General features: G+C 72.6%; 12 protein-coding genes. 3 read left to right on the top strand and 9 right to left on the bottom strand.

Annotated features, from left to right (window positions below):
* Nucleotides 1-76 precede the first annotated feature (76 nt).
* The 6 genes from fxsT to ACZ7GJ_RS15870 all read right to left on the bottom strand — a co-directional run bounded on the left by fxsT (nt 77) and on the right by ACZ7GJ_RS15870 (nt 9908).
* Entirely contained in the window at nt 77-4072 is a 3996-nt protein-coding gene (gene fxsT / locus ACZ7GJ_RS15895; RefSeq protein WP_470752086.1) for an FxSxx-COOH system tetratricopeptide repeat protein, read from the bottom strand.
* Nucleotides 4056-5435, bottom strand: coding sequence for a TIR-like protein FxsC (locus ACZ7GJ_RS15890; RefSeq protein ID WP_470752160.1), 1380 nt, complete (start codon nt 5433-5435; stop codon nt 4056-4058). Before ACZ7GJ_RS15890 ends, fxsT begins: the two co-directional genes overlap by 17 nt.
* Before the next feature lie 43 nt (nt 5436-5478).
* Nucleotides 5479-6207 carry an AAC(3) family N-acetyltransferase gene (locus ACZ7GJ_RS15885; RefSeq protein ID WP_470752085.1) on the bottom strand — a complete coding sequence of 243 codons (729 nt, stop codon included), beginning with the start codon at nt 6205-6207 and terminating at the stop codon, nt 5479-5481.
* A 104-nt stretch (nt 6208-6311) separates the two neighbouring features.
* Nucleotides 6312-8576 carry a radical SAM/SPASM protein FxsBH, inactivated beta-hydroxylase extension form gene (fxsBH, locus tag ACZ7GJ_RS15880; RefSeq protein ID WP_470752083.1) on the bottom strand — a complete coding sequence of 755 codons (2265 nt, stop codon included), beginning with the start codon at nt 8574-8576 and terminating at the stop codon, nt 6312-6314.
* Between the two features lie 29 nt (nt 8577-8605).
* Complete coding sequence (gene fxsA / locus ACZ7GJ_RS15875; RefSeq protein WP_470752082.1) at nt 8606-8770, bottom strand: FxSxx-COOH cyclophane-containing RiPP peptide; 165 nt, start codon at nt 8768-8770, stop codon at nt 8606-8608.
* A 235-nt stretch (nt 8771-9005) separates the two neighbouring features.
* Entirely contained in the window at nt 9006-9908 is a 903-nt protein-coding gene (locus tag ACZ7GJ_RS15870; RefSeq protein ID WP_470752081.1) for an alpha/beta fold hydrolase, read from the bottom strand.
* 300 nt (nt 9909-10208) lie between these two features.
* Here ACZ7GJ_RS15870 and adhE point away from each other — a divergent pair, with 300 nt between their 5' ends.
* The gene (gene adhE, locus ACZ7GJ_RS15865; protein WP_470752080.1) at nt 10209-12866 is read left to right on the top strand and encodes a bifunctional acetaldehyde-CoA/alcohol dehydrogenase; all 2658 of its coding nucleotides are present in this window, start codon (nt 10209-10211) and stop codon (nt 12864-12866) included.
* Between the two features lie 86 nt (nt 12867-12952).
* On the opposite strand, the gene ACZ7GJ_RS15860 is transcribed toward adhE, so the two are convergent.
* From ACZ7GJ_RS15860 to ACZ7GJ_RS15850, 3 genes are read right to left on the bottom strand one after another with little or no spacing between them, the layout of a single operon-like run.
* Nucleotides 12953-14137, bottom strand: a complete 1185-nt coding sequence (locus ACZ7GJ_RS15860) for an AAA family ATPase (RefSeq protein ID WP_470752079.1) — start codon at nt 14135-14137, stop codon at nt 12953-12955.
* Nucleotides 14134-14796, bottom strand: coding sequence for an acetate uptake transporter (locus ACZ7GJ_RS15855; RefSeq protein ID WP_470752078.1), 663 nt, complete (start codon nt 14794-14796; stop codon nt 14134-14136). Before ACZ7GJ_RS15855 ends, ACZ7GJ_RS15860 begins: the two co-directional genes overlap by 4 nt.
* Entirely contained in the window at nt 14793-15947 is a 1155-nt protein-coding gene (locus ACZ7GJ_RS15850) for a DUF3533 domain-containing protein (protein ID WP_470752077.1), read from the bottom strand. Before ACZ7GJ_RS15850 ends, ACZ7GJ_RS15855 begins: the two co-directional genes overlap by 4 nt.
* A 194-nt stretch (nt 15948-16141) precedes the next feature.
* Between ACZ7GJ_RS15850 and ACZ7GJ_RS15845 the strand changes: the two genes are divergently transcribed.
* Together ACZ7GJ_RS15845 and ACZ7GJ_RS15840 are read left to right on the top strand one after the other, a co-directional pair.
* The gene (locus ACZ7GJ_RS15845; protein ID WP_470752076.1) at nt 16142-19729 is read left to right on the top strand and encodes a DNA polymerase III subunit alpha; all 3588 of its coding nucleotides are present in this window, start codon (nt 16142-16144) and stop codon (nt 19727-19729) included.
* A complete protein-coding gene (locus ACZ7GJ_RS15840; protein ID WP_470752074.1) occupies nt 19726-20721 on the top strand; it encodes a DinB/UmuC family translesion DNA polymerase in 996 nt (331 codons plus the stop codon). Before ACZ7GJ_RS15845 ends, ACZ7GJ_RS15840 begins: the two co-directional genes overlap by 4 nt.
* Nucleotides 20722-20785: the final 64 nt, after the last annotated feature.

The raw sequence follows: 20785 nt of genomic DNA, 5'->3' as shown, positions 1-20785 counted from the left end.
GGCTGCTTTGGGGGGCCCCGGCGTCGGGGGGGGGGCCGTTGGACCTCGGTCCCTCCCCCCCCCCCCCGCCGTGGGATCACACGGCGAGGGGCTCCAGGTCGCGGTGGACCCGCCGCTCGTCGCGCGCGTAGCGGGTCAGACCGTGGTCCTCCCCGAGCAGCCGCGCCAGTTCGGCCACCGCCTCGGCCCGTACCCGGGTCGCCTCCTCCTTGCGGCCCATCGAGTCCAGGCTGATCGCCATGTTGGAGGCGCTCGCCAGGGTCTCCGGGTGGTGCGCCCCGAGCGCTTCGCGCAGCCGCATCACCGCGAGTCGCTCCAGCTCCAGGGCGCCCTCCGGATCACCCAGGTCGGCCCGGCTGTTGGCCAGGTTGAGGTGGGCGAAGATGGTGTGCGGGTGGTTGTCGCCCAGCACCTCGCGCATGTACCGGATGGTCTGGCGCAGCATCGGCTCGGCCGTCTCCGCCGCCCCCGTGCCCCAGTGGAAGACCGCGAGGTTGTTGACCGCGGCCAGGGTGTACGGGTGCCGCTCGCCCGGCACCTTCATGTACTCGTCCACCACCTCCTGGGCCAGGTCCCGCGCCCCGCCGGGGTCCCCGGTCGCGAACATGTCCGCGGCCAGGTTCAGTTCGCAGGCCAGCAGGTCCGGGTTGACCGAGGTGTACTTCGCCCGGTAGCGGTTGCGGGTCGCCGTCGTCAGCCGCAGCGCGTCCTCCGTGACGCCCGCCCGGCGCAGCGACACCGCCAGGTTCTTCGCCGCCGACAGGGTGCCCGGGAAGGCCCGGCCCAGCGTCCGCTTGTAGATCTCGTACGTCCGGCTCAGCAGTTGCACCGAGTCGTCGTACCGGCCGACCTCGCGCAGGTCGCGCGCGAGGTTCTGCGCCGAGGACAGCGTGTACGGATGGTCCGTGCCCAGCACCTCGGTGCGCCGGTCGAAGACCTCCTGGTCGATCTCCCTGGCCCGCGCGTACTGCCCGACCATGCGCAGGTTCAGCGCCAGGTTGTTCGCGGCGGCCAGGGTGCGCGGGTGCGCCTCGTGGAAGATCTGCCCGAAGCCCTCGTGCGCGGCCGTGGCCAGCTCCATCGCCTCGCCGTACCGGCCGAGCGCGCCCAGGTCCATCGCGAGGCCGCTGGTGGTCATGTACGTGTGCGGGTGCGAGGGACCGAGCGCGTCCCGCTGCCGCTCCAGCGTGCCCTCGTCCAGCTCCATCGCCTCCACGAACCGGCCCTGCGAACGCAGGATGTTGGAGAGGTGGAACCGCAGGTAGAGGTACTGGAGGTCGTCGCCTCCCAGGGTCTCGCGCCAGGTCTCGCGCAGCTCCTCGCCCAGCTGGTAGGCAGCCTTGAAGTCACCGCGCTTCCACAGGTACCGGACGCGGTCGATCAGCAGCCGACGGGTCTCCGGCTCCTTGCAGAACCGGGCCTCCGACGGCGTCAGGTGCGGCCAGATGGTGTTGAACCGGGGCCAGGTCTCCGGGTTGTCTATCGGCTCGTCGTCGTCCGGCCGGGCACCGGCGAGGATCCGGTGCACCGCGTGCCGGGCCTCGCGCTGCTCCTCCTCCGAGAGCTGCGCCCGGATCACCGCCTGTACGAGGCGGTGCACCTGGATGCTGTTGCTGACCTGGTCGACCTTGGCCAGCGCGAAGCGGCCGATCTCCCGGATCACGCGGCCGAGCACCAGCTTCTCCTGGAGCGAGGAGTCGTACGGCTTGAGCGCGTCGATCATCTCCTTGCTGTAGAGGAGGTTCGCCGAGATCGGCTCGGGCGCGAAGAAGGCGCACAGCTGGAGCAGCCGTACGGCGGCGGGCGAGCGGGACTGGAGCCGCTCTATGGACACGTTCCAGGTCGCGGCGACCGGCTCCGGGTATCCCGGCGGCTGGTTCAGCGCCAGTACCCGGGCCGCCTGCTGGGCCAGCTGCTCGATGTACGCGGACACCGGCGTCGCGGTCTCCGCGATCCAGGCACCCGCCTGCTCGACGGCGAGGGGCAGGTCGCCCACCGCCACGGCCACCTGCTCGGCGTCGTCCTTGCTGAGCCCGGGGGCCCGGCGCTGGAGGTGCTCGATGGACTCCTCGCGCAGGAAGACGTCGACCGGGAGCGCGTCACCGTACTGCGACCAGGACTGGTTGCGGGAGGTCACCAGCACGTGCCCCGGGCCGCCCGGCGGGAAGAACCGCTTGAGCGTCTCGGGATCGTCGGCGTTGTCGAAGACCAGCAGCCAGCGCGCCGAGGGCACCCCGCGCCGCAGCAGGTCGATCGCCTCCTGGGAGGCGGCCGACATGTCCTCGCCGGTCTGCGCACCGAGGCGTACGGCCAGCTCCGCGAGGGCGGCGACCACGTCGTCGGTCTGCTCCGAGGAGATCCACCAGACCAGGTCGTAGTCGGCCATGAACCGGTGTACGTACTCCAGCGCCACCTGGGTCTTGCCCACGCCGCCGAGCCCGTACAGGGTCTGCGGCTGCGGCAGCACCACGGCCATGCCGCCGCCGAGCTGGTCGCGCATCCGCTCCAGCACGATCGAGCGCCCGGTGAACCCCGGGTTGCGCGGCGGCGCGTTCCAGATCTTCGGGACCGTCCCGGGGAACCGGGGGCCGGGCTGGGAGGCGCTGGCGACGCTGTCGGGCAGCGCCATGGGCCGCTCCACCGCACGCAGCAGCGCGGTGGTGGCGTGCACCTCGTCGAGCCGGAACAGGTCCACCGGATTGCGGTCGATGTACGGCGTGGACAGGCGTACGTCGCCCACCCTCAGCGGCACCAGCTGGCGCCGCCCGCCGGTCGGGTCCTCGGCGGCCGCGCGCTCCCACACGTCCACGGCCCGGGCGGACTTGAGGTAGGCGCTGGAGAGCAGCACCACGGTCCGGGCGGCGGTGTCGATGCTGATGCCCGTCCCGCCGCCCAGGGTGTCCCCGGCGCCGGGCGCGGCGGCCGGTACCCGCTCGGCCGAGACGTCCTTGGGGACGACCCGGAAGCCGGCCCGGGTGAGCACCGACTCGATCCAGTCGGCCCACATCCGGTTCTCGGCGACGTAGGAGAGGAACAGGTCGGCGGGCAGCGCCGGGCGGCGCCGGGTGAAGGCGTCCCGGATCCGCAGGCGCACCTCCTCGCCGATGGCGGGCATGGAGGTGATGTCGCCCTCGGTGACCACGGCCGTGAGCCGTTCGAAGGCGGACAGCAGGGAGTTGGTGAGCCCGGCCTCGTCGCCGAAGGTGGCCAGGGTCTCCTCGTAGGCGTAGTAGGGGCGGTACGGGATCTCCACCGCGCCCCAGTAGGAGGTGAGCTCGTCCCCGACGAGGCCGTTGGGGAAGCGGTCGAACTTGATGCGGGCCAGGGCGCGGCCCGCGTCCGCCTTCTCCTTCTCGCCCTCGTCGATGCGCATCGGGACCGGGTAGATCTTGATGCCGCGGTCGTTGAAGCGCTCGTCGATCTGCCGGGCGACCGAGGCGGCGCCGTCGATCGACTGGTCGGAGAGGGTGAAGCAGTCCACCAGGATGTCGGGGAGGTGGACCGTGCAGATGTCCGCGATGTCGGAGAGGCCCGTGCGGCTGTCGATCAGGACGTAGTCGTAGTTCTTCTTCATGTCGGCCCTTAAGGCGTCGAAGAAGAGCCCGCCGCCGAGCCGGTCGTAGAAGTTGTCCCAGTCGAAGGTGGACACGGTCGCCGAGTACTCGCGGTTCTGCCGGCCCGCCGAGACGAAGTCGAGGGTGCCGCCGTCGGGGAACTCCCAGCCGAGGGTCTCGGGGGTGAGCGAGACGGCGTGCGGCTGTATCCGCGCGTAGTCCTTGTGCCAGTCGTCGGCGCGCTGCACCGGGCTGGTCGCCGCCCAGGCGTACTCGCTGATCAGGTCGATGACCCCGGTCGTGGCCCCGAGCGTGGAGGGGTCCAGGAAGGGGTGGAAGAAGCGGTGCAGGCCGGGAGCCTCCAGGTCCCAGTCCACGGCCAGGACCCGCTTGCCGTTGGCGGCGAGGATCCAGGCGGTGTTGGCCAGCGCCATGGTGCGGCCCGTGCCGCCCTTGTACGAGTAGAAGGTGACGATCCGTCCGTCACGGCTTTCGAGGCTGTCACGACTCGCTGTCATCCGCGTCCCCCCGGTCGTTGTCGTTGCTCTCACTGTGCCGGTCGTTGGATGCGCCGGGCGGGAAGGGGGCGGGCGGCGCCACGGGTGGTGCGCCCATCCCCATCGGGCCCAGCAGCCTGGGCCGTTCGGTGCCGGTGCTGCCGGCCGGCGGGTAGACCTGTGCGTGTCTCAGGAACTGCTGGGCCGCCGCCTCCACCACCTGCGGCAGGATCTGCCCGAGCGTCTCCATGTTGGCCACGCCGTTGGCGGCGGCCCGGCAGGCGGCCCTGCCCTGGCTCATCTTGACGGGCATGGTGTCCTCCAGCCGGTCGGCCAACTCGCCCTCCTTCGCGCGGCTCTGGTGGTCGTAGCGGTTCCAGGGCACGACCACGTTGATCCACGGCCGGGGGGCCTGGTCGAAGGCCGCCAGCCGCTGGCGGCGCTGCTCGTCCTCCACCGCCCACCGGTCGACGATCAGGATCTCCGGCCGGGTCGGCGGCTGCTTGCTGTCGAAGTGCCCGGCCTCGTCGTCGAAGGAGCCGACGGTGGTCTGGTAGTTGAGGCTGCGCACCAGGTCCTCCGCCACGTAGGCGATGGGCCGCTGGGCGACCGGATGGTACGGATTCCACTCCAGCGCGCTGTCCCCGTAGTACTCGGGGCTGCGGCCCTCCGGCAGATCGTGCCGGGAGGCGGCCGCCACGGTGACGTGCAGGGTGCGCGCCGCGCTGCTCGGGGTGCCGAAGGCGCTCGGCACCACCCGGTAGTCCATCGGGCGGATGGGGTCGAGCCGGACGGTCTCGGCCACCCGGACGATCCGTTTGGCCAGTTCGTACACGGCCCGCTCGTACTGCTCGGCGTAGCCGCGGAGCTTGATGAGGCCGTACAGCCCGTCGGTGACGTAGCGCTCGCCGAAGGTGTTGTGGTTGAACTGCAACCGCTCTGCGGGGCCGGGCAGTTGGGAAGGCGGTACCGGAACCCACAGCGCGGGCACGATGGCCTCGGCCGGCTGGTTGCTGACGGCGCCGTGCTGGATGGCGCGCTGCGCGAAGGCGTACCACTCCTTCCCGCACATCTCACTGGCGAAGTAGCGCGGCGAGAACAGGGGGACGAAGACCCGGCAGGTGGCGAGCGCCGCCCCGAGCCGTTCCGACCAGCCCTCGCCGCTGCGTATCTCCCGGTCCATGAACCCGGCATCGGATCCGGCGGGCAGATCCGTCAGCGCCATGACATGGCTGCAGAGATCACGGAACAGGCGCTCCACCCACATGTCGGGATCGGGCCCCCCGGCCCCGAATCTCGGTGTATGCGCATAACTGAGAAAAAAGTACGGCTGCACTGATGCGGGCACACGACCCCCGTCCCGAAGATGCGAGCGAAGAAACATCATTCCGGAGCTGCTTCGCCACATCCCCTCATCGTTCAGTCAATCAGCGTCTGTTTTCGGTCATCCACTCAAGCGCGTGATCGACGGCATCCGGGATCGAGAAGAGCACGGCCGATACCCCTCCCACCCGCCCCCTGCGCACCCGGGATTCCGGGAACGACATGCCGATCTCGGCGAAATCGCTGTCATCCAGCGCGACGTCCTCGTACGCGGTCCACCTTTCCGCCTGCGGCGCTCCGGGCTGCCCTCCCGGAAGGTTCACCTTCACCACACACTCGTACATGCGCAAGGGGGGCTTCGGAATTCGATACTCCGCGAGATGGAAAGCGGTGCAGACCGAAAAACCCACATTGATCATGAGTACCTGGCCGCCCCCCCAGCACATCTTTCCCAGGGGTGTCTCCTCACCCAGATGGCTCTCGATGCGGTGACCTGCGCACAACGCCTCGGCATCCCTGCCGAGCGCGGCGAAGGACGTCTGCGGGTGCGCGCTGCGCACGGCCCCCGGAGCGGTGCGCACGGCCTCGGCCAGCGCCCCCATGCCCTGGCTCGGGGTGAGCTCGGGGTCGAAGGCGGGCATCCGGTCGAGGAACGCCTCCACCTGCGCCTCGCTGAGGCCCGCGATCTGCTTCAGATGGGCGGTGGACGTGCGCGAGTTCTCCGGGGTGAACGTGGGGACCACCAGGGTCCCGCGCGGCCCGAGGAGGCCGGTCAGCGCGTCCCGCAGCGGCTCGGCGCGCACTCCCGTGCCGCCGAGGGAGGCGTGGGCCATCACGCGCATGCCCGGGCGGACGCCGAGCAGCCGCAACTGGACGGCGAGGGAGAGGACTCCGGGCCGGGCGGGCCGGGGTGGCGGGCCCTCGCCGTCCGGGCCGCTCACGCGTCGACCGCCTTCAGCTCCCAGCGCAGCTCCGCCACCAGACGCTTGCCGGTGCTCGTCAGCTCGGCCGCCTCCGAAAGCCGGTCCAGGGCCCGGTGGATGCGGTCGGCGCCGCCCGGCTCGGGATTCGCCGTCGCCCGCCGGTACGCCTCCACCGCCACCCGCTCGTGTACGTCGGCCAGCAGCCGGGACACCGGCACCGGGCGCTCCCGCCACGGCGAGGGGTGCTGCCACTCCCCGTCCAGCGCGTACAGGTCGGCCACCTCGGTCAGCGCCCGCAGCCGCGCCCGCCTGCGCCCGGTCAGCAGCGCGAGCGCGGTCTCCCGCACCCCGGCCGTGTAAGGCACCCCGAGCGCGCCCGGTCCGTGCCGCCCGGCCTCCCCCCAGCCGCCGGCCCGCGGCCCGCCGGCGAGCGGGGTCAGCGTGGTCAGCCCGGCTCCCGCCGCCCTGGCGAAGCCGGGCACCGTGGAGTGCAGCAGTTCCCACGCCCCGGACAGCCGCAGCCGCCACTCCCCGGCCTCCCCGGCGCCGAGGCGCAGCCGGGGCGGGCGCGCGAAGCAGTTGCGGTACGGGTCGAGGTCCTCCAGCGCCACCGGAGCGGCGTCCGGCCCGGGCGACCAGGTCCGTACGGGCTGCCAGCGCGCGTCCCCCGCCGCCGGGCCGAAGCGGTGCTCGGCGCGGCCGTCGCGGACGGCGTACCCCTCGTCGGTGGCGTGCAGCGCGGCCCGCCCCTCGGTGCCCGGCTCGCCGAGGCGCAGCAGCCCGAGCGTCGGCAGGTAGACCTCGCCGTCCCGGTAGGCCACCTCGGCCGGCAGGTCCAGCCCGCCGCGCAGCACGGCGGCGGCCGTCAGCGAGGTGAGCCTGCGGGCCGGCTCCGCGCCGTCGCGCGGCCCTCCGCCCGTCGCGTCCAGGGCCGCCAGCACCCAGGTCCGGGTGAAGGGGTGGCCCAGTACGGCGTCCACCGCGTCCGCGCCCGCCTCCCCGGCCGCCTCCACGGCCGCCAGCAGCTCCCAGGCCCGCGCCCAGTCGGGGTCACCCGTCCGGTCGGCGTTCAGCCGGGCGAGCAGGACGCGGGTCAGCTCCTCCTGGGAGCGGGCGAGTTCGGCGGGGTCGGTCAGTTCCGGCGCGGTCGCACGGGCCGCCGTACGCCCCTCCACGCCGTCGACGAGCTCGCGCAGGTCGGTGCAGTAGACGGACGGGTGGTCGAAGCCTCCGCCGGTGTCGCCCTCGGCCTTGTAGCGGTGCGTGTAGAGCCCGCCCCCGCACGAACGTACGACGGGGCAGCGGCGGCACGCATCGCTGACGCCCGCCAGGCCCAGCTGCCGGGCGCGCATCCCGGGATGGGCCGCGACCTGGTCAAATGCGTGGTCGAAGACGTTGAACCCGGTGGCCGCGGCCCCCTCGAAGGCGCTCTTGAGGGAGTCCACCTGCTCCAACTGCCCGTCGGTCTCGACGACGACGAGGTCGGTGGGCGCGAGGCCGAGGGACTCGGTGAGGCTGGGCCCGCCGCTCAGGGTGGAGAGCAGGGACTCGAAGAGCCGTACGGGGACCGGGCGCTCGCGGCGCTCCCAGTGGTCGAAGACCCGCAGCAGCCAGCGCGCGTAGGCGTCGGGGGCGCCGTCGGGGCGGGCCGGGGGAGTCTCCCAGGTGGCGTGCGGGAGCAGGAAGTCCACGCGCGGGGGCTCTAGTTCGACGAGGGCGTCCAGGACGGCGACGGGATCGTTGGCCACGTCCACGGTGCAGAGCAGACCCTGGTAGAGGTGGCGGTAGGGCGCGGAGCGCAGCAGTGCCACGGCGGCCAGGACCAGGGGGTGGCTGGTGCGCCCGTCGGCGAAACGGCGGTGCCGGTCGTTGGCGGCGCGGTCCCCGTCGAGGGAGATGCCCACCCGGACGTCGAACTCGTCGAAGAGGTCGAGGTAGCGGGGGCTGAGCTGGAGCCCGTTGGTGTGGATCCGCAGGTCGAGGGCGGCGGTTCCGGCGAGTTCCCGGGTGAACGCCTCGCACACGAGCCGGAGCCGGGCGGTGCCCGCCAACAGGGGTTCCCCTCCGTGGAGAATCACCGTGACGGAGGGGAGTTCATGGTCACGGGCATGTTCGGCGAGCCGCGACGCGGTCTTGGAAATCACCTCGGGGGAGATCACCTTCGGCCGGGCTCGCCAGCTCTGATCTGCGTGTTCGTAGACATAGCAATGATCACAAGCAAGATCGCATCTGCTGTGAACCTTAAGGACGATCTCGCGAAAAGCGATCAGGCCGGTCATTCCGCCAGTCTAGAGCGCGTACTTCCGTGTCAGAGCGCAGAGTTGAAGATCGGTGCCTGAGCGCGACGAGCGGATTCCACCGGCAGCACGCGGCCGAGGGTCGAGGCCGCGGACGCACTGCGGACGTCGATCTGGGCGAGCGGGACCCGGCGGGCCTTGACCGTGCTGGTCGGGGGGGTTGCGGAAGTGTTCACGACACCGTCCTCGGGGAAGCCATGTGGAATGGGCATGGGGATTGACAACAGCGGCCTGCTGGTGTCAAGCGTGGACTTTACTCGGCCACACCCTATTGGCAACCGAGGCATGACGCATGGTCAAGCGTTCTATAGAAAGCGTGACGTATTTCTGACGTGACGCATTCCCCCGTTTGCCGGACGGCAAGATCCTTTTCCTTTTCCGGGCGGCTCCCGAGCCTCTCCTGACGCGGCCCTAGGCCGGCTGCTGTTCGCCCAGGGGCGGCGTGGGCAGCTCTTTGAGCAGCCACGTCAGTACGTCGGGCAGGGCGCGCAGCGCCGCGAAGTGCGCGGCGGCCGGGTCGATGGTCGTGGTCGCCCCGGGGATGCGGCGGGCCAGCCAGCGGGAGTGGCCCACGGGGGAGAAGACGTCCAGCTCGCCGTGCCAGATGAGCACCGGGCAGCGGATGTCGGCCGGGTCGAAGCCCCAGGGGCGGCTGAAGGCGAGGATGTCGTCGATCCAGCCGTAGGCGGAGGCGCGGACCCCCTCGCGGTAGTTGCGCAGCAGCATCTCCCGCAGCCCCGAGTCCGCGACGATCATGCGGTCGCTGTCGGTCAGCTCGCGGCGCAGCTCGTCCAGTAGTCGGCGGGGGTCCTGGGCGATGCCGGCGGCGCGCGGGATGAGCCGGGCCTCCAGCTCCTCGGGGTCGTCGGAGGCGGTGGTGTACTCCCGTACGTTGGAGGCGGCCATTCCGGCGAACCAGTCCAGGTCCTCGGCGTCCCGGGGGGCGAGGGGGACCAGGGCCGCCGTACGGGTGACCCGCTCCGGGAGCAGGGCCGCGCAGGCCAGGGCGCCGGGGGCGCCGCCGGAGCGGCCGACCACGGCGAAGGTGTCCAGCCCGAGGGAGTCGGCGATGGCCGCCACCTCCTGGGCCACGTCGGTCACACTGCGGCCCGGGTGGCGGTCGGAGCCGCCGTATCCGGGCCGGTCGTAGGCGATGAGCTGCATCTTCCGCTGGTAGAGCACCATGCCCCGGGGGGCCGGGCCCAGTCTGCTGCCGGGCATGCCGTGGAGCAGGAACACCGGTCTTCCGTCCGGGTCGCCCCAGCGCTCCACCGTCAGATTCCGCCCTTCCGCAACGCGTACCTGACTGCGCACGCGCTCCCTCCCTCTCGGTCGACGCGACTCGTCAGGCTGATTGTGCTCGCTGGGGGAGGAGTGCGGTAGGGCGCACTCCTCCCGAAATTCTTGTGAAAGATTTCACAAGCGCACAGGGGTCCTTGGTCCCTCGATGTTTCCGCAGGTCAGAGGCGGCGCTTAGGGGGCGTGAACGGGCGTGAACGGCCCTTGGTCCTGCCGGGAAAGGGCTTTTTCGGCACCGTTGCTTCCGCTTTTGGGTGTCGAATTAAGTCATCAGGAAAACGGTTCGGTCGAGTTCGATATGAAGGAGTTCCTGCCATGCAGGCCAACGAGATGGTGGACGGACTGGTCCAGGGAGCGCTGAAGGCGCTCGACCACTTCGCGTCGTTCAATCAGGAGCAGGTCGACCACATCGTCAAGAAGGCCTCGCTGGCGGCACTGGCCCGGCACGGCGAGCTGGCCGAGCTCGCCGTCGAGGAGACCGGCCGCGGCCTCTTCGAGGACAAGGCCGTCAAGAACCTCTTCGCCTGCGAGCACGTCGTCAACTCGATGCGGGGACTGAAGACCGCGGGCGTCATCCGCCGCGACGAGCTGAACGGCATCACCGAGATCGCCGAACCCGTCGGTGTCGTCTGCGCGATGACCCCGGTCACCAACCCGACCTCGACCACCGTCTTCAAGGCCCTGATCGCCCTGAAGACCCGCAACCCGATCATCTTCGCCTTCCACCCCTCCGCGCAGAACTGCTCGGCCGAGGCCGCCCGCACCGTCCGCGACGCCGCCGTCGCCGCCGGCGCCCCCGAGAACTGCGTGCAGTGGGTGACCGCCCCCTCCATGGAGGCCACCGGCGCCCTCATGAACCACCCGGGCGTCTCCACCATCCTCGCCACCGGCGGCAACGCCATGGTCAAGGCCGCCTACTCCTGCGGCAAGCCGGCCCTGGGCGTCGGCGCGGGCAACGTCCCGGCGTACGTCCACAAGAGCGCCAAGCTGGCCCGCGCGATCCACGACATCGTGCTCTCCAAGGCCTTCGACAACGGCATGATCTGCGCCTCCGAGCAGGCGGTCATCCTCGACCAGGAGGTGTACGAGCAGGGCATCGCCGAGTTCGAGCGGCTCGGCGCCCACGTGGTCAGCGCCGCCGAGAAGACCAAGCTGGAGCAGTTCGTCTTCGGTACGACCGCCTACGCGGCCGACTGCGCCGGCGCCAAGCTGAACCCGGCGGTCGTCGGCAAGTCCCCGCAGTGGATAGCCGAACAGGCCGGCTTCACCGTCCCCGCCGGGACCTCGATCCTCCTCGCCGAGTGCGCCGAGGTCGGCGAGGGCGAGCCCCTGACCCGCGAGAAGCTCTCCCCGGTACTGGCCGCACTGAAGGCCTCCGACACCGAGCACGGCCTCGAACTGGCCGCCGCGATGGTCGAGTTCAACGGTCTGGGCCACAGCGCCGCCATCCACGCCGAGGACGAGGAGCTCGTCGAGGAGTTCGGCCGGAAGGTCAAGGCGATCCGCGTCATCGCCAACTCGCCCTCCACCTTCGGCGGCATCGGCGACGTCTACAACGCCTTCCTGCCCTCGCTCACCCTCGGCTGCGGCTCGTACGGCCACAACTCGGTGTCGAACAACGTCACCGCGGTCAACCTGATCAACGTCAAGCGGATCGGACGGCGCAACAACAACATGCAGTGGTTCAAGGTCCCGCCGAAGATCTACTTCGAGCGCAACTCCATCCGCTACCTCGGTGAGATGGACGGCATCGGCCGCGTCTCGATCGTCACCGACAAGACGATGGTCGCCCTCGGCTTCGTACAGAAGGTCACCGACATCCTCCAGGCCCGCGAAGGCTCCGTCGCCATCCAGGTCATCGACAACGTCGAACCCAACCCGGAGCTCTCGACCGTCCGGGCCGGCGCCGCGCTGATGCGCGAGTTCGGGCCCGACACGATCATCGGCCTCGGCGGCGGCTCCCCGATGGACGCCGCGAAGATCATGTGGCTGATGTACGAGCGCCCGGAGGTGGAGTTCGGGGACACCAAGGAGAAGTTCTTCGACATCCGCAAGCGCGCCTACAAGTTCCCCTCGCTCGGCGAGAAGGCCAGGATGGTCGCCATCCCAACCACCTCGGGCACCGGCTCGGAGGTCACCCCCTTCGCCGTCATCTCCGACCCGGCCGCGGCCCAGAAGTACCCGCTCGCCGACTACGCGCTGACCCCGAACGTCGCCATCGTCGACCCGGTCCTGCCGATGGGCCTGCCGGCCACGGTGACCGCGGACTCCGGCTTCGACGCCCTGACGCACGCCACCGAGGCGTACGTGTCCGCGTACTCCAACGACTACACGGACGGCCTCTGCCTCCAGGCGATCAAGCTGATCTTCGAGAACCTCCAGCGGTGCGTGGTCGACGGTCCGAACGACCCCGAGGCCCGCGAGAAGATGCACAACGCCTCGACGGTGGCGGGCATGGCCTTCGCCAACGCCTTCCTCGGCCTGGTCCACGCCATGGCGCACACCCTGGGCAACACCTTCCACGTTGCCCACGGCCGCACCAACGCGCTGCTCCTGCCGCACGTGATCCGCCACAACGGCACGGTCTCGCACAAGGCCACCCCGTGGCCGAAGGCCGAGGTCTACCGGGCGCCGGAGCGCTTCCAGGAGATCGCGAAGATGCTGGGCCTGCCCGCCGCCACCGCCGCCGAGGGCGTCGAGTCCTACGCCAAGGCCGTCGAGGAACTGCGGACCAAGTGCGGGATCCCCGCCTCCTTCGCCGAGGAGGGCGTGGACGAGCAGGCCTTCATCGAGGCCCTGCCGACCCAGGCCATGAACGCCTACGCCGACCAGTGCGCGCCCGCCAACCCGCGGATGCCGATGATCGACGACATGAAGCAGCTGATGCTGCGGGCGTACTACGGCAACAGCGAGGGCGCGCCGGCCGCTAAGGCAGCTGAGAAGCCCGCCGCGAAGGCCGCCGCGAAGAAGTGACGTCCGCCTGAACGAACCCCACCGAAGACCGCGAAGGCCCGCCCCGGGACACGACCGAAGGGGCGGGCCCCTTCGTGCGCCGCGGCTCAGCGCTGGGGCCAGTACCAGAGGGGTTCGTCCAGGGGGCCCTCGCGGCCCGCCACCTCCGTGCGGCCGAACTCCTTGAGCAGGGTGATCGTCCGCAGGTCCACCCGGTGGCGGCGGGTGCCCGCGGACAGGGCTTCGGCCAACGGGGCGGCGTGGGTGACCACCACCGTCTGCGTCTCCCGGGCGACCGTCAGGATCAGGTCCGCGAGCGGGGCCAGCAGGTCCGGGTGCAGGCTGGTCTCCGGCTCGTTGAGGACCATCAGGGCGGGCGGCCGCGGGGTCAGCAGCGCCGCGGTCCACAGCAGGTACCGCAGGGTGCCGTCGGAGAGTTCGGCCGCGCCGAGGGGGCGCAGCAGGCCGTGCTGGTGCAGCTCCAGCTCGAAGCGGCCGTCGCGCTCGGCGATGCCCACCCGGCTGCCCGGGAAGGCCGCGGAGACCGCCTCGTCCAGCGCCGCGTGGTCGCCGGTCTCCCGGATGGTCTGGAGCGCCGCCGGCAGGTCGGAGCCGTCGGCGCTGAGCACGGGCGTACGGGTGCCGATCCGCGGGGTCCGGGCGGGCGCCCCGGCGTCGGTGCGGACGTGGTCGTAGAACCGCCAGGACCGGATGAGCTCGCGCAGGGCGAGCAGGTCCGGGGCGAGCTGGGGGTCCGCGAGCTCGCTGAGCATGGAGTCGTACGGGCGCAGGGCGTTCTGCGTACGGTGCCAGCCGCCGTCGGCGGTACGGGTGCGCACGGCGGGCCCCGCGCGGTCCGAGAGCAGCGCCGCCGGACGCAGGACCGGTCCGGCCCAGGTGCACTCGCGCTTGATCTCCGGGTCCAGGGCGAAGAGGGAGCCCCGCACCGGCACCGGGTGGCCGAAGTCCACCGCGTACCCGAACTCGTCCCCGGCGAAGCCCAGCCGGAGGCTGACCGGTTCGGTGCGGACGGTGCCCTGGAGCGGGTGCTGCCCCTCGCGTACGGCCCGGCCGAGCTTCTCGGGGCCGGCCCACAGGGTGGACGGGAGCCCGCCCTCCCGGGCCAGGGCGGCGACGGCGCCGCCGCGCGCGGAGTCGGCGAGCAGGCGCAGGGAGCGGTAGAGGCTGGACTTGCCGGTGCCGTTGGCTCCCGTCACGACGGTGAGCCGGCCCAGGGGAACGATCAGTTTCCGGAGCGAGCGGTAGTTCTCTACGGCGAGCGTGGTGATCACTGCTCGGGGTGCTCCTCGGGGGCGAGGAAGCGGCCCATGGGCAGCACCTGGCGGCCCCAGGTGCTCGCCAGGACCTGCCCGGCGAGCAGGTACAGCGCCCCGAGGGAGGCCAGCAGCCCGGACCAGCCGGCGATCCGGTTCCAGACCACCTCTCCGGTGAAGCCGTTGACCGTCATGGCGATGAACACGGCGAGCACGCAGGTGAAGGTCGTCAGCAGCACCAGGTGGATCCGCCAGCTGCCGATCCACAGCACGAACACCACGAACACCCAGGGCAGGGTGAACAGCCCGCTGACGTCCCCGCGCAGCGCGGGATCGGTGGCCGGCAGCACCCACTGGAGCAGGCAGGCCTTGGCCATCCAGAAGAGCCCGAAGCCGCCGAAGACGGTGGCGTGCCAGGTGTCGCCGCGCTGGGCCTGGAAGAGCCCGGCCAGCAGCTGGGCGAGCCCGCCGATGAAGAACCCGACCAGCGGCAGCACGGAGTGGCCGAGCTTCTCGGGGAAGACGCCCGCGTCGATGCCGGTGGCGATGACGGTGACCACGATGAAGCCGGTGAGGCCGAGCGCGCCCAGCTGGGCCTGGGCGCTGGGCTCCATCCGCTTGACGGAGACGGCCTGTTCGGCCGGGCCCTGGCGGTTGCGGAAGACGGGGGTGTTCACCGCGAGTCCGCCGGGCCAGCGCTTCCGCTCCCGGCGCTCCCGGCGCTTCCGGTGTCGGCGAAGCGGGGGACCGCGGGGGAGTCGTCGGGGAGCCCGCTGCCCACCGCCGCCCCGGGCCGGCCCTTGCGGAAGCCCGCGCAGGCCAGCGTGATCGCCGAGCCGGCCACCGCCCAGGCGGCCAGCACCAGCATGGGCCCGCCGGCGCCGTTGCCCTTGAAGTACGCGATGGAGCGCGCGGCGTACGTACCGGCGCCCGGCGGCAGGGCCGGGCCGATGGCCTTCCAGAACGGAGGCAGCAGCGGGTACGGGTAGGCGCCGCCCGCGCTCGGGTTGCCGAAGACCACGACCAGCAGGATCGCCAGGCCGATGCCGACCACGCCGGCCAGACCCTGGAAGGCCAGGGTGACCGCCCCGACAGCGAAGACGACCAGGGTGCCGAGCCCCCACAGGGCCATGATGGAGCCGGGCAGGGCGTCCAGGACCGGGCCCGCGATCACGGAGCCGAGCAGTCCGGCGGCGACGGAGTACAGCAGCAGGGCGGCGAGCCGGATGACGGCGCGGTGCATGTTGGCGGGCCGAGCGCCGGCGCTGATGGCGAGGATCGCGGCGCACAGGTAGCCGCCCACGCACCAGCCGACGACCAGGTAGAAGGAGCTCAGGCCGCGCCCGTCGCCGGCGGCGGCCGGGGCCACGTCGGTGACCCGGACGGTGCGGCCCTGGGCCTTCTCGGCGAGTCCCACGACCTGTTCGAGGGCCTGGGAGAGCGCGGCTCCGGAGCCGCCCGCGACCAACAGCCGGTCGGTCTTGCCGGCCGGGTCGATGATCAGCGCGCCGTCCACGTCCCGGTTCTCGATCTGCCGCAGCGCCGTCGCCTCGTCCGCGACCGCGCGGGGGTCGAGCGGCTTGCCGGGCAGGGCGCCGAGCTGCTTGGCCGTCTGCTCGGCGACCGGCGCGACGGGGGCCGCCACCGCGATCCGGATCTCGCTGGGCTTCGGCTGGTGGAAGGCTCCGATGTACGAGGTGATGAAGGCGAGCTGGAGGGCCAGCACCCCGAGGACCAGCACGGCTGCCCGGATGGTCACGGCGTCCTTGATCTCGGCGAGGAACCCCTGGGGCGGAGCTGCGTCGGTGCTGCGGGTGGGCTGGGTCATGTCTCACACGCTCGGCGCACCGGGGGCGCGGCGCAGCAGGGGTGGGCCGAACGGGTGACACGTGTCGCACGCGGGGAACGCCCCCGTGTGGAGCACCCGTGTGGAGCATCGAACAAACGTTTCGCACGGATATTCGAATTGCTCTATGGTGGAGACGGGGGTGATGTTCACCGAGTGAAAGCAGGAGGCCGCGGGTGCCCGGTTTTACGCATCTGCACACCGTTTCGGGGTTCTCCATGCGCTACGGAGCCTCCCACCCCGGGCGGCTGGCCGAGCGTGCCGCCGAACGGGGCATGGACGCCCTCGCCCTGACCGACCGCGACACCCTCGCCGGCTCGGTGCGGTTCGCGAAGGCGTGCGCGGCGGCCGGGATCCGGCCGCTGTTCGGGGTCGACCTGGCCGTGTCGCCCGCGGCGGGTCCGGCCGGGTCCGCGGGTCCGGGGGGATCCGCGGGCGCGGCCGGGTCCGCCGCGGGTTCGGGCCCGGGCCCGGGCGCGGGCTTGGGCTCGGGCCACTCCGGTGAGGCCTCCTACCGCCGCCGCAACCCCGTCAAGGGCGGGGCCTTCGTCGACGAGTCCGCCCCGCGCGCGGTCTTCCTGGCCCGGGACGGCGCCGCCGGGTGGGCCGAGCTGTGCCGGCTCGTCACCGCCGCGCACGCCGCGGCCGGTGCGTCCACCGCGGTGGGTGCGTCCGGGCCGCCGGTCCTCCCCTGGAGCGCCCTGGGCGACGCCCGCGGCCACCACGGAGTCAGCGGCGTGTTCGTACTGCTCGGCCCCGGATCCGAGGTGGGCCGGGCGCTCGCCGCCGGACGGCCCGACCGCGCCGCCCGGCTGCTCGCGCCCTGGCGGGAGATCTACGGCGATGCGCTGCGCCTGGAGGCCGTCGACCACGGCCGCACCGGCACCGGGCCCGGATCACTGCGGCTGGCCGCCCGTACGGTCGGCTTCGCCGCCGAGTACGGCGTCCCCGCCGTACTGACCAACGCCGTCCGGTATGCCGACCCCGGCCAGGGCCCGGTCGCCGACGTCCTCGACGCGGCCCGCCGGCTGGTCCCCGTAGACCCCCGCAAAGCGCTGGACGGCGGCGAGCGCTGGCTCAAGCCCCCCGACGCCATGGCCGAGGCCGCCGACCGGATCGCCCGGGCGGCCGGCCAGCGCCCCGCCGACGCGCGCCGGCTGCTCGCGGAGACCCGGCGCACCGCCGAGGCCTGCTCGGTGGACCCCGAGGACGACCTCGGCATCGGCTCCGTGCACTTCCCCGAGGCCCGGCTCGTCGGCGCCGCCCACCGCACCGCCCAGCGGGTGCTCACCTCCCGGGCGTCCGCGGGCATGGTGCTGCGCGGATACGCGGGCGGCCCCGACGCCCCCGAGTACTGGGAGCGGATGCACCACGAGCTCGACATCATCGCCTACCACGGGTACGCCTCGTACTTCCTGACGGTCGCCCAAGTCGTGGACGACGTACGGGAGATGGGCATCCGGGTGGCCGCCCGCGGGTCGGGCGCCGGCTCCCTCGTCAACCACCTGCTCGGCATCGCGCACGCCGACCCCGTCGCGCACGGCCTGCTGATGGAGCGCTTCCTCTCCAAGCGCCGCCGCGTCCTGCCCGACATCGACATCGACGTGGAGTCCGCCCGCCGGCTGGACGTCTACCGGCGGATCATCGACCGGTTCGGCACCGAGCGCGTCGCCACCGTCTCCATGCCCGAGACCTACCGGGTCCGGCACGCCATCCGAGACGTCGGCGCCGCCCTGTCCATGGACCCGGCCACCGTCGACCGGCTCGCCAAGGCCTTCCCGCACATCCGGGCCCGCGACGCCCGCACGGCCCTCGCCGAACTGCCTGAACTGCGCGACGTACGGGGAGAGTCGCACGGGAGGCTGTGGGAGCTCGTCGAGGCGCTGGACGCGCTGCCGCGCGGGATCGCCATGCACCCGTGCGGGGTGCTGCTCTCCGACGCCTCGCTGCTCGCCCGCACCCCGGTGGTGCCCACCAGTGGCGAGGGGCTGCCGATGTCCCAGTTCGACAAGGAGGACGTGGAGGAGCTCGGGCTGCTCAAACTCGACGTGCTGGGCGTGCGGATGCAGTCCGCGATGGCCCACGCGGTCGCCGAACTGCGGCGGACGACGGGGGAGGAGCTGGACCTGGACGACCCGGCGCAGGTGCCGCCGGGCGACGCGGCGACGTACGAGCTGATCCGCTCCGCCGAGACGCTGGGCTGCTTCCAGATCGAGTCGCCGGGCCAGCGCGACCTGGTGGGGCGGCTCCAGCCGGCCACCTTCCACGACCTGGTCGTCGACATCTCGCTGTTCCGGCCGGGCCCGGTGGCCGCCGACATGGTGCGGCCGTTCATCGAGGCCCGGCACGGGCGGGCCCCGGTCCGCTTCCCGCACCCGGACCTGGCCGAGGTGCTGCGCGAGACGTACGGGGTGGTGGTCTTCCACGAGCAGATCATCGAGATCGTGCACACCATGACCGGCTGCGGCCGGGACGAGGCGGACCGGGTGCGGCGCGGGCTCTCGGACCCGGAGTCGCAGGGCCGGATCAAGGTCTGGTTCGCGGCGACGGCCGCCGGGCGCGGCTACCGGGCCGAGGTGATCACCCGTACCTGGGAGATCGTCGAGGCCTTCGGCTCGTACGGCTTCTGCAAGGCGCACGCGGTGGCCTTCGCGGTGCCCACGTACCAGTCGGCCTGGCTCAAGGCCCACCACCCGGCGGCGTTCTACGCGGGGCTGCTCACGCACGACCCGGGCATGTACCCGAAGCGGCTGCTGCTGGCGGACGCGCGGCGCCGGGGCGTGCCCGTGCTGCCGCTGGACGTGAACCGGTCGGCGGTCGCCCACCGTATCGAACTGGTGTCCGGTAAGGGCTGGGGGCTCCGGCTCGCCCTGTCCGACGTCCACGGCATCAGCGGGGCGGAGGCGGCCCGGATCGAGGACGGGCAGCCGTACACCTCGCTGCGCGACTTCTGGGACCGGGCGCATCCGGGCCGGCCGGTGGCCGAACGGCTCGCACAGGTCGGAGCGTTGGACTCCTTCGGGGCCAACCGCCGGGACCTGCTGCTGCACTTGGCAGAACTGCACGGGGTCTCGCGGGCGGCCGGCGCCCGCGGCGGCTCCCAACTCCCGCTGGGCGGCGGGCTGTCCACCGCTGCCATCGGGCTGCCCGACCTGAACGGGGCCGAGCGGCTCAGCGCCGAGCTGGGCGTCCTCGGCATGGACGCCTCGCGGCACCTGATGAGCGACCACCACGCCTTCCTGGCCGAGCTGGGAGTGGTCCCGGCGCACCGGCTGCGGGAGGTCGAACACGGCCGGACCGTCCTGGTCGCGGGGGCCAAGGCGGCCACCCAGACCCCGCCGATCCGCTCCGGCAGACGGGTCATCTTCACGACCCTGGACGACGGCAGCGGCCTGGTCGACCTGGCCTTCTTCGACGACAGCCACGACGCGTGCGCGCACACCGTCTTCCACTCCTTCCTGCTGCTGGTACGGGGAGTCGTGCAGCGCCGCGGCCCGCAGAGCCTGAGCGTCGTCGGGGCGGCGGCCTGGAACCTGTCGGAACTGGTCGAACTGCGCGGGCACCACGGCCTGGAGGCCGTCACCGCGCGCCTCTCGGAGCCCCCGGCGGCGTCCGCCCCCGGCGCGGCGGCCGCGGACCCCGGCCGCCGCATCCACCTGTCCACCGGCTACGAGATGAACCCCTGGGCCGACCTCCGGCCGCCCGGCGAGGGCGCCGCGACCGGCCGCAAGCTGTGGCACTCCAGCCCGGGGAGCGCGGGATGACCGGGGCCCCGCGCGGTGTGATCCTGCACCTCCGGTGCGCCGCGGCCCTGCCGGAGGAGGGATACCGCGAGGTCCTGGAGCTGCTGAGGGAGTTCTCCCCGTTCGTCCAGGCCCTGCCGCCCCGCTCGGCCCTGGTCCAGGTCCGCGGCGCCCAGCGGTACTTCGGTGCGGACGCGGGCCGGATCGCCGAGGTCGTACGGCTGCGCGCGGTCGCCCGGCTGGGCACGGACGTACGGATCGGGGTGGCCGGCACCTGGGCGGTGGCGTCGATGGCCTCCGCGCGGGTCCCGGAGCCCGGCGGAGTGCTGAGCGTGCCCGACGGGGCGGTGGCGGAGTTCCTGGCCCCGCTGCCGGTGGAGGCGCTGTACGGCATCGGCTCCAAACAGGCGGCGGTGCTGCGCGGGTACGGACTGCACACGGTCGGCGCGCTGGCCGCCGTCCCGCCCGGGGTGGTCGAACGGGTCCTCGGCCGGCGGGCGGGCCGGCCCGCCGCGGAGCGCGCCCGCGGCATCGACCCGCGCCCCGTCACCCCGCAGGGGCTGCCGCCGTCGGCCGCCGTCCGGACCGGGTTCGCCCGGCACGAACTGGACGGCCCGCTCGCGCGCGCCGAACTGCTCGGCCTGGCCGTACGGCTGGGCGCGCTGCTGCGCGGCCGCCGCCAGGCGGCCCGTTCGCTGTCGCTGACCCTCCAGTTCGCCGGCGGCACCCGCTGGGAGAAGTCCCGGCGGCTTGCCGAGCCCTCCGCGCACGACGAGGACCTGCGGGCCCTCGCGTACCGGCTGTTGGACGCGGCCGGTCTGCAACGGGCCCGGCTGACCGGCATGGTGCTGCGCGCCGAGGACCTCACGGGCGCGGAGCGGGCGGCCCGGCAGCTCTCCCTGGACCCGGTCCGCGAGGCCCGGCTGACGGTGGAGGCGGCCATCGACCGCGCGAACGCCCGCTTCGGGCCGGGTACGGTCCGCCCGGCGGCGACGTTCGCGGTGTCGGCGTAGCCGTCCGGGGCGAGGCCGGGGCGAGGCCGCGGCGGAACTGGCGCGGCGGTGGAGCGCGGCTTGC

The sequence above is a fragment of the Streptomyces sp. NPDC037242 genome (genome assembly GCF_055604165.1).
This window is presented reverse-complemented; position numbering and strand designations above follow the sequence as displayed.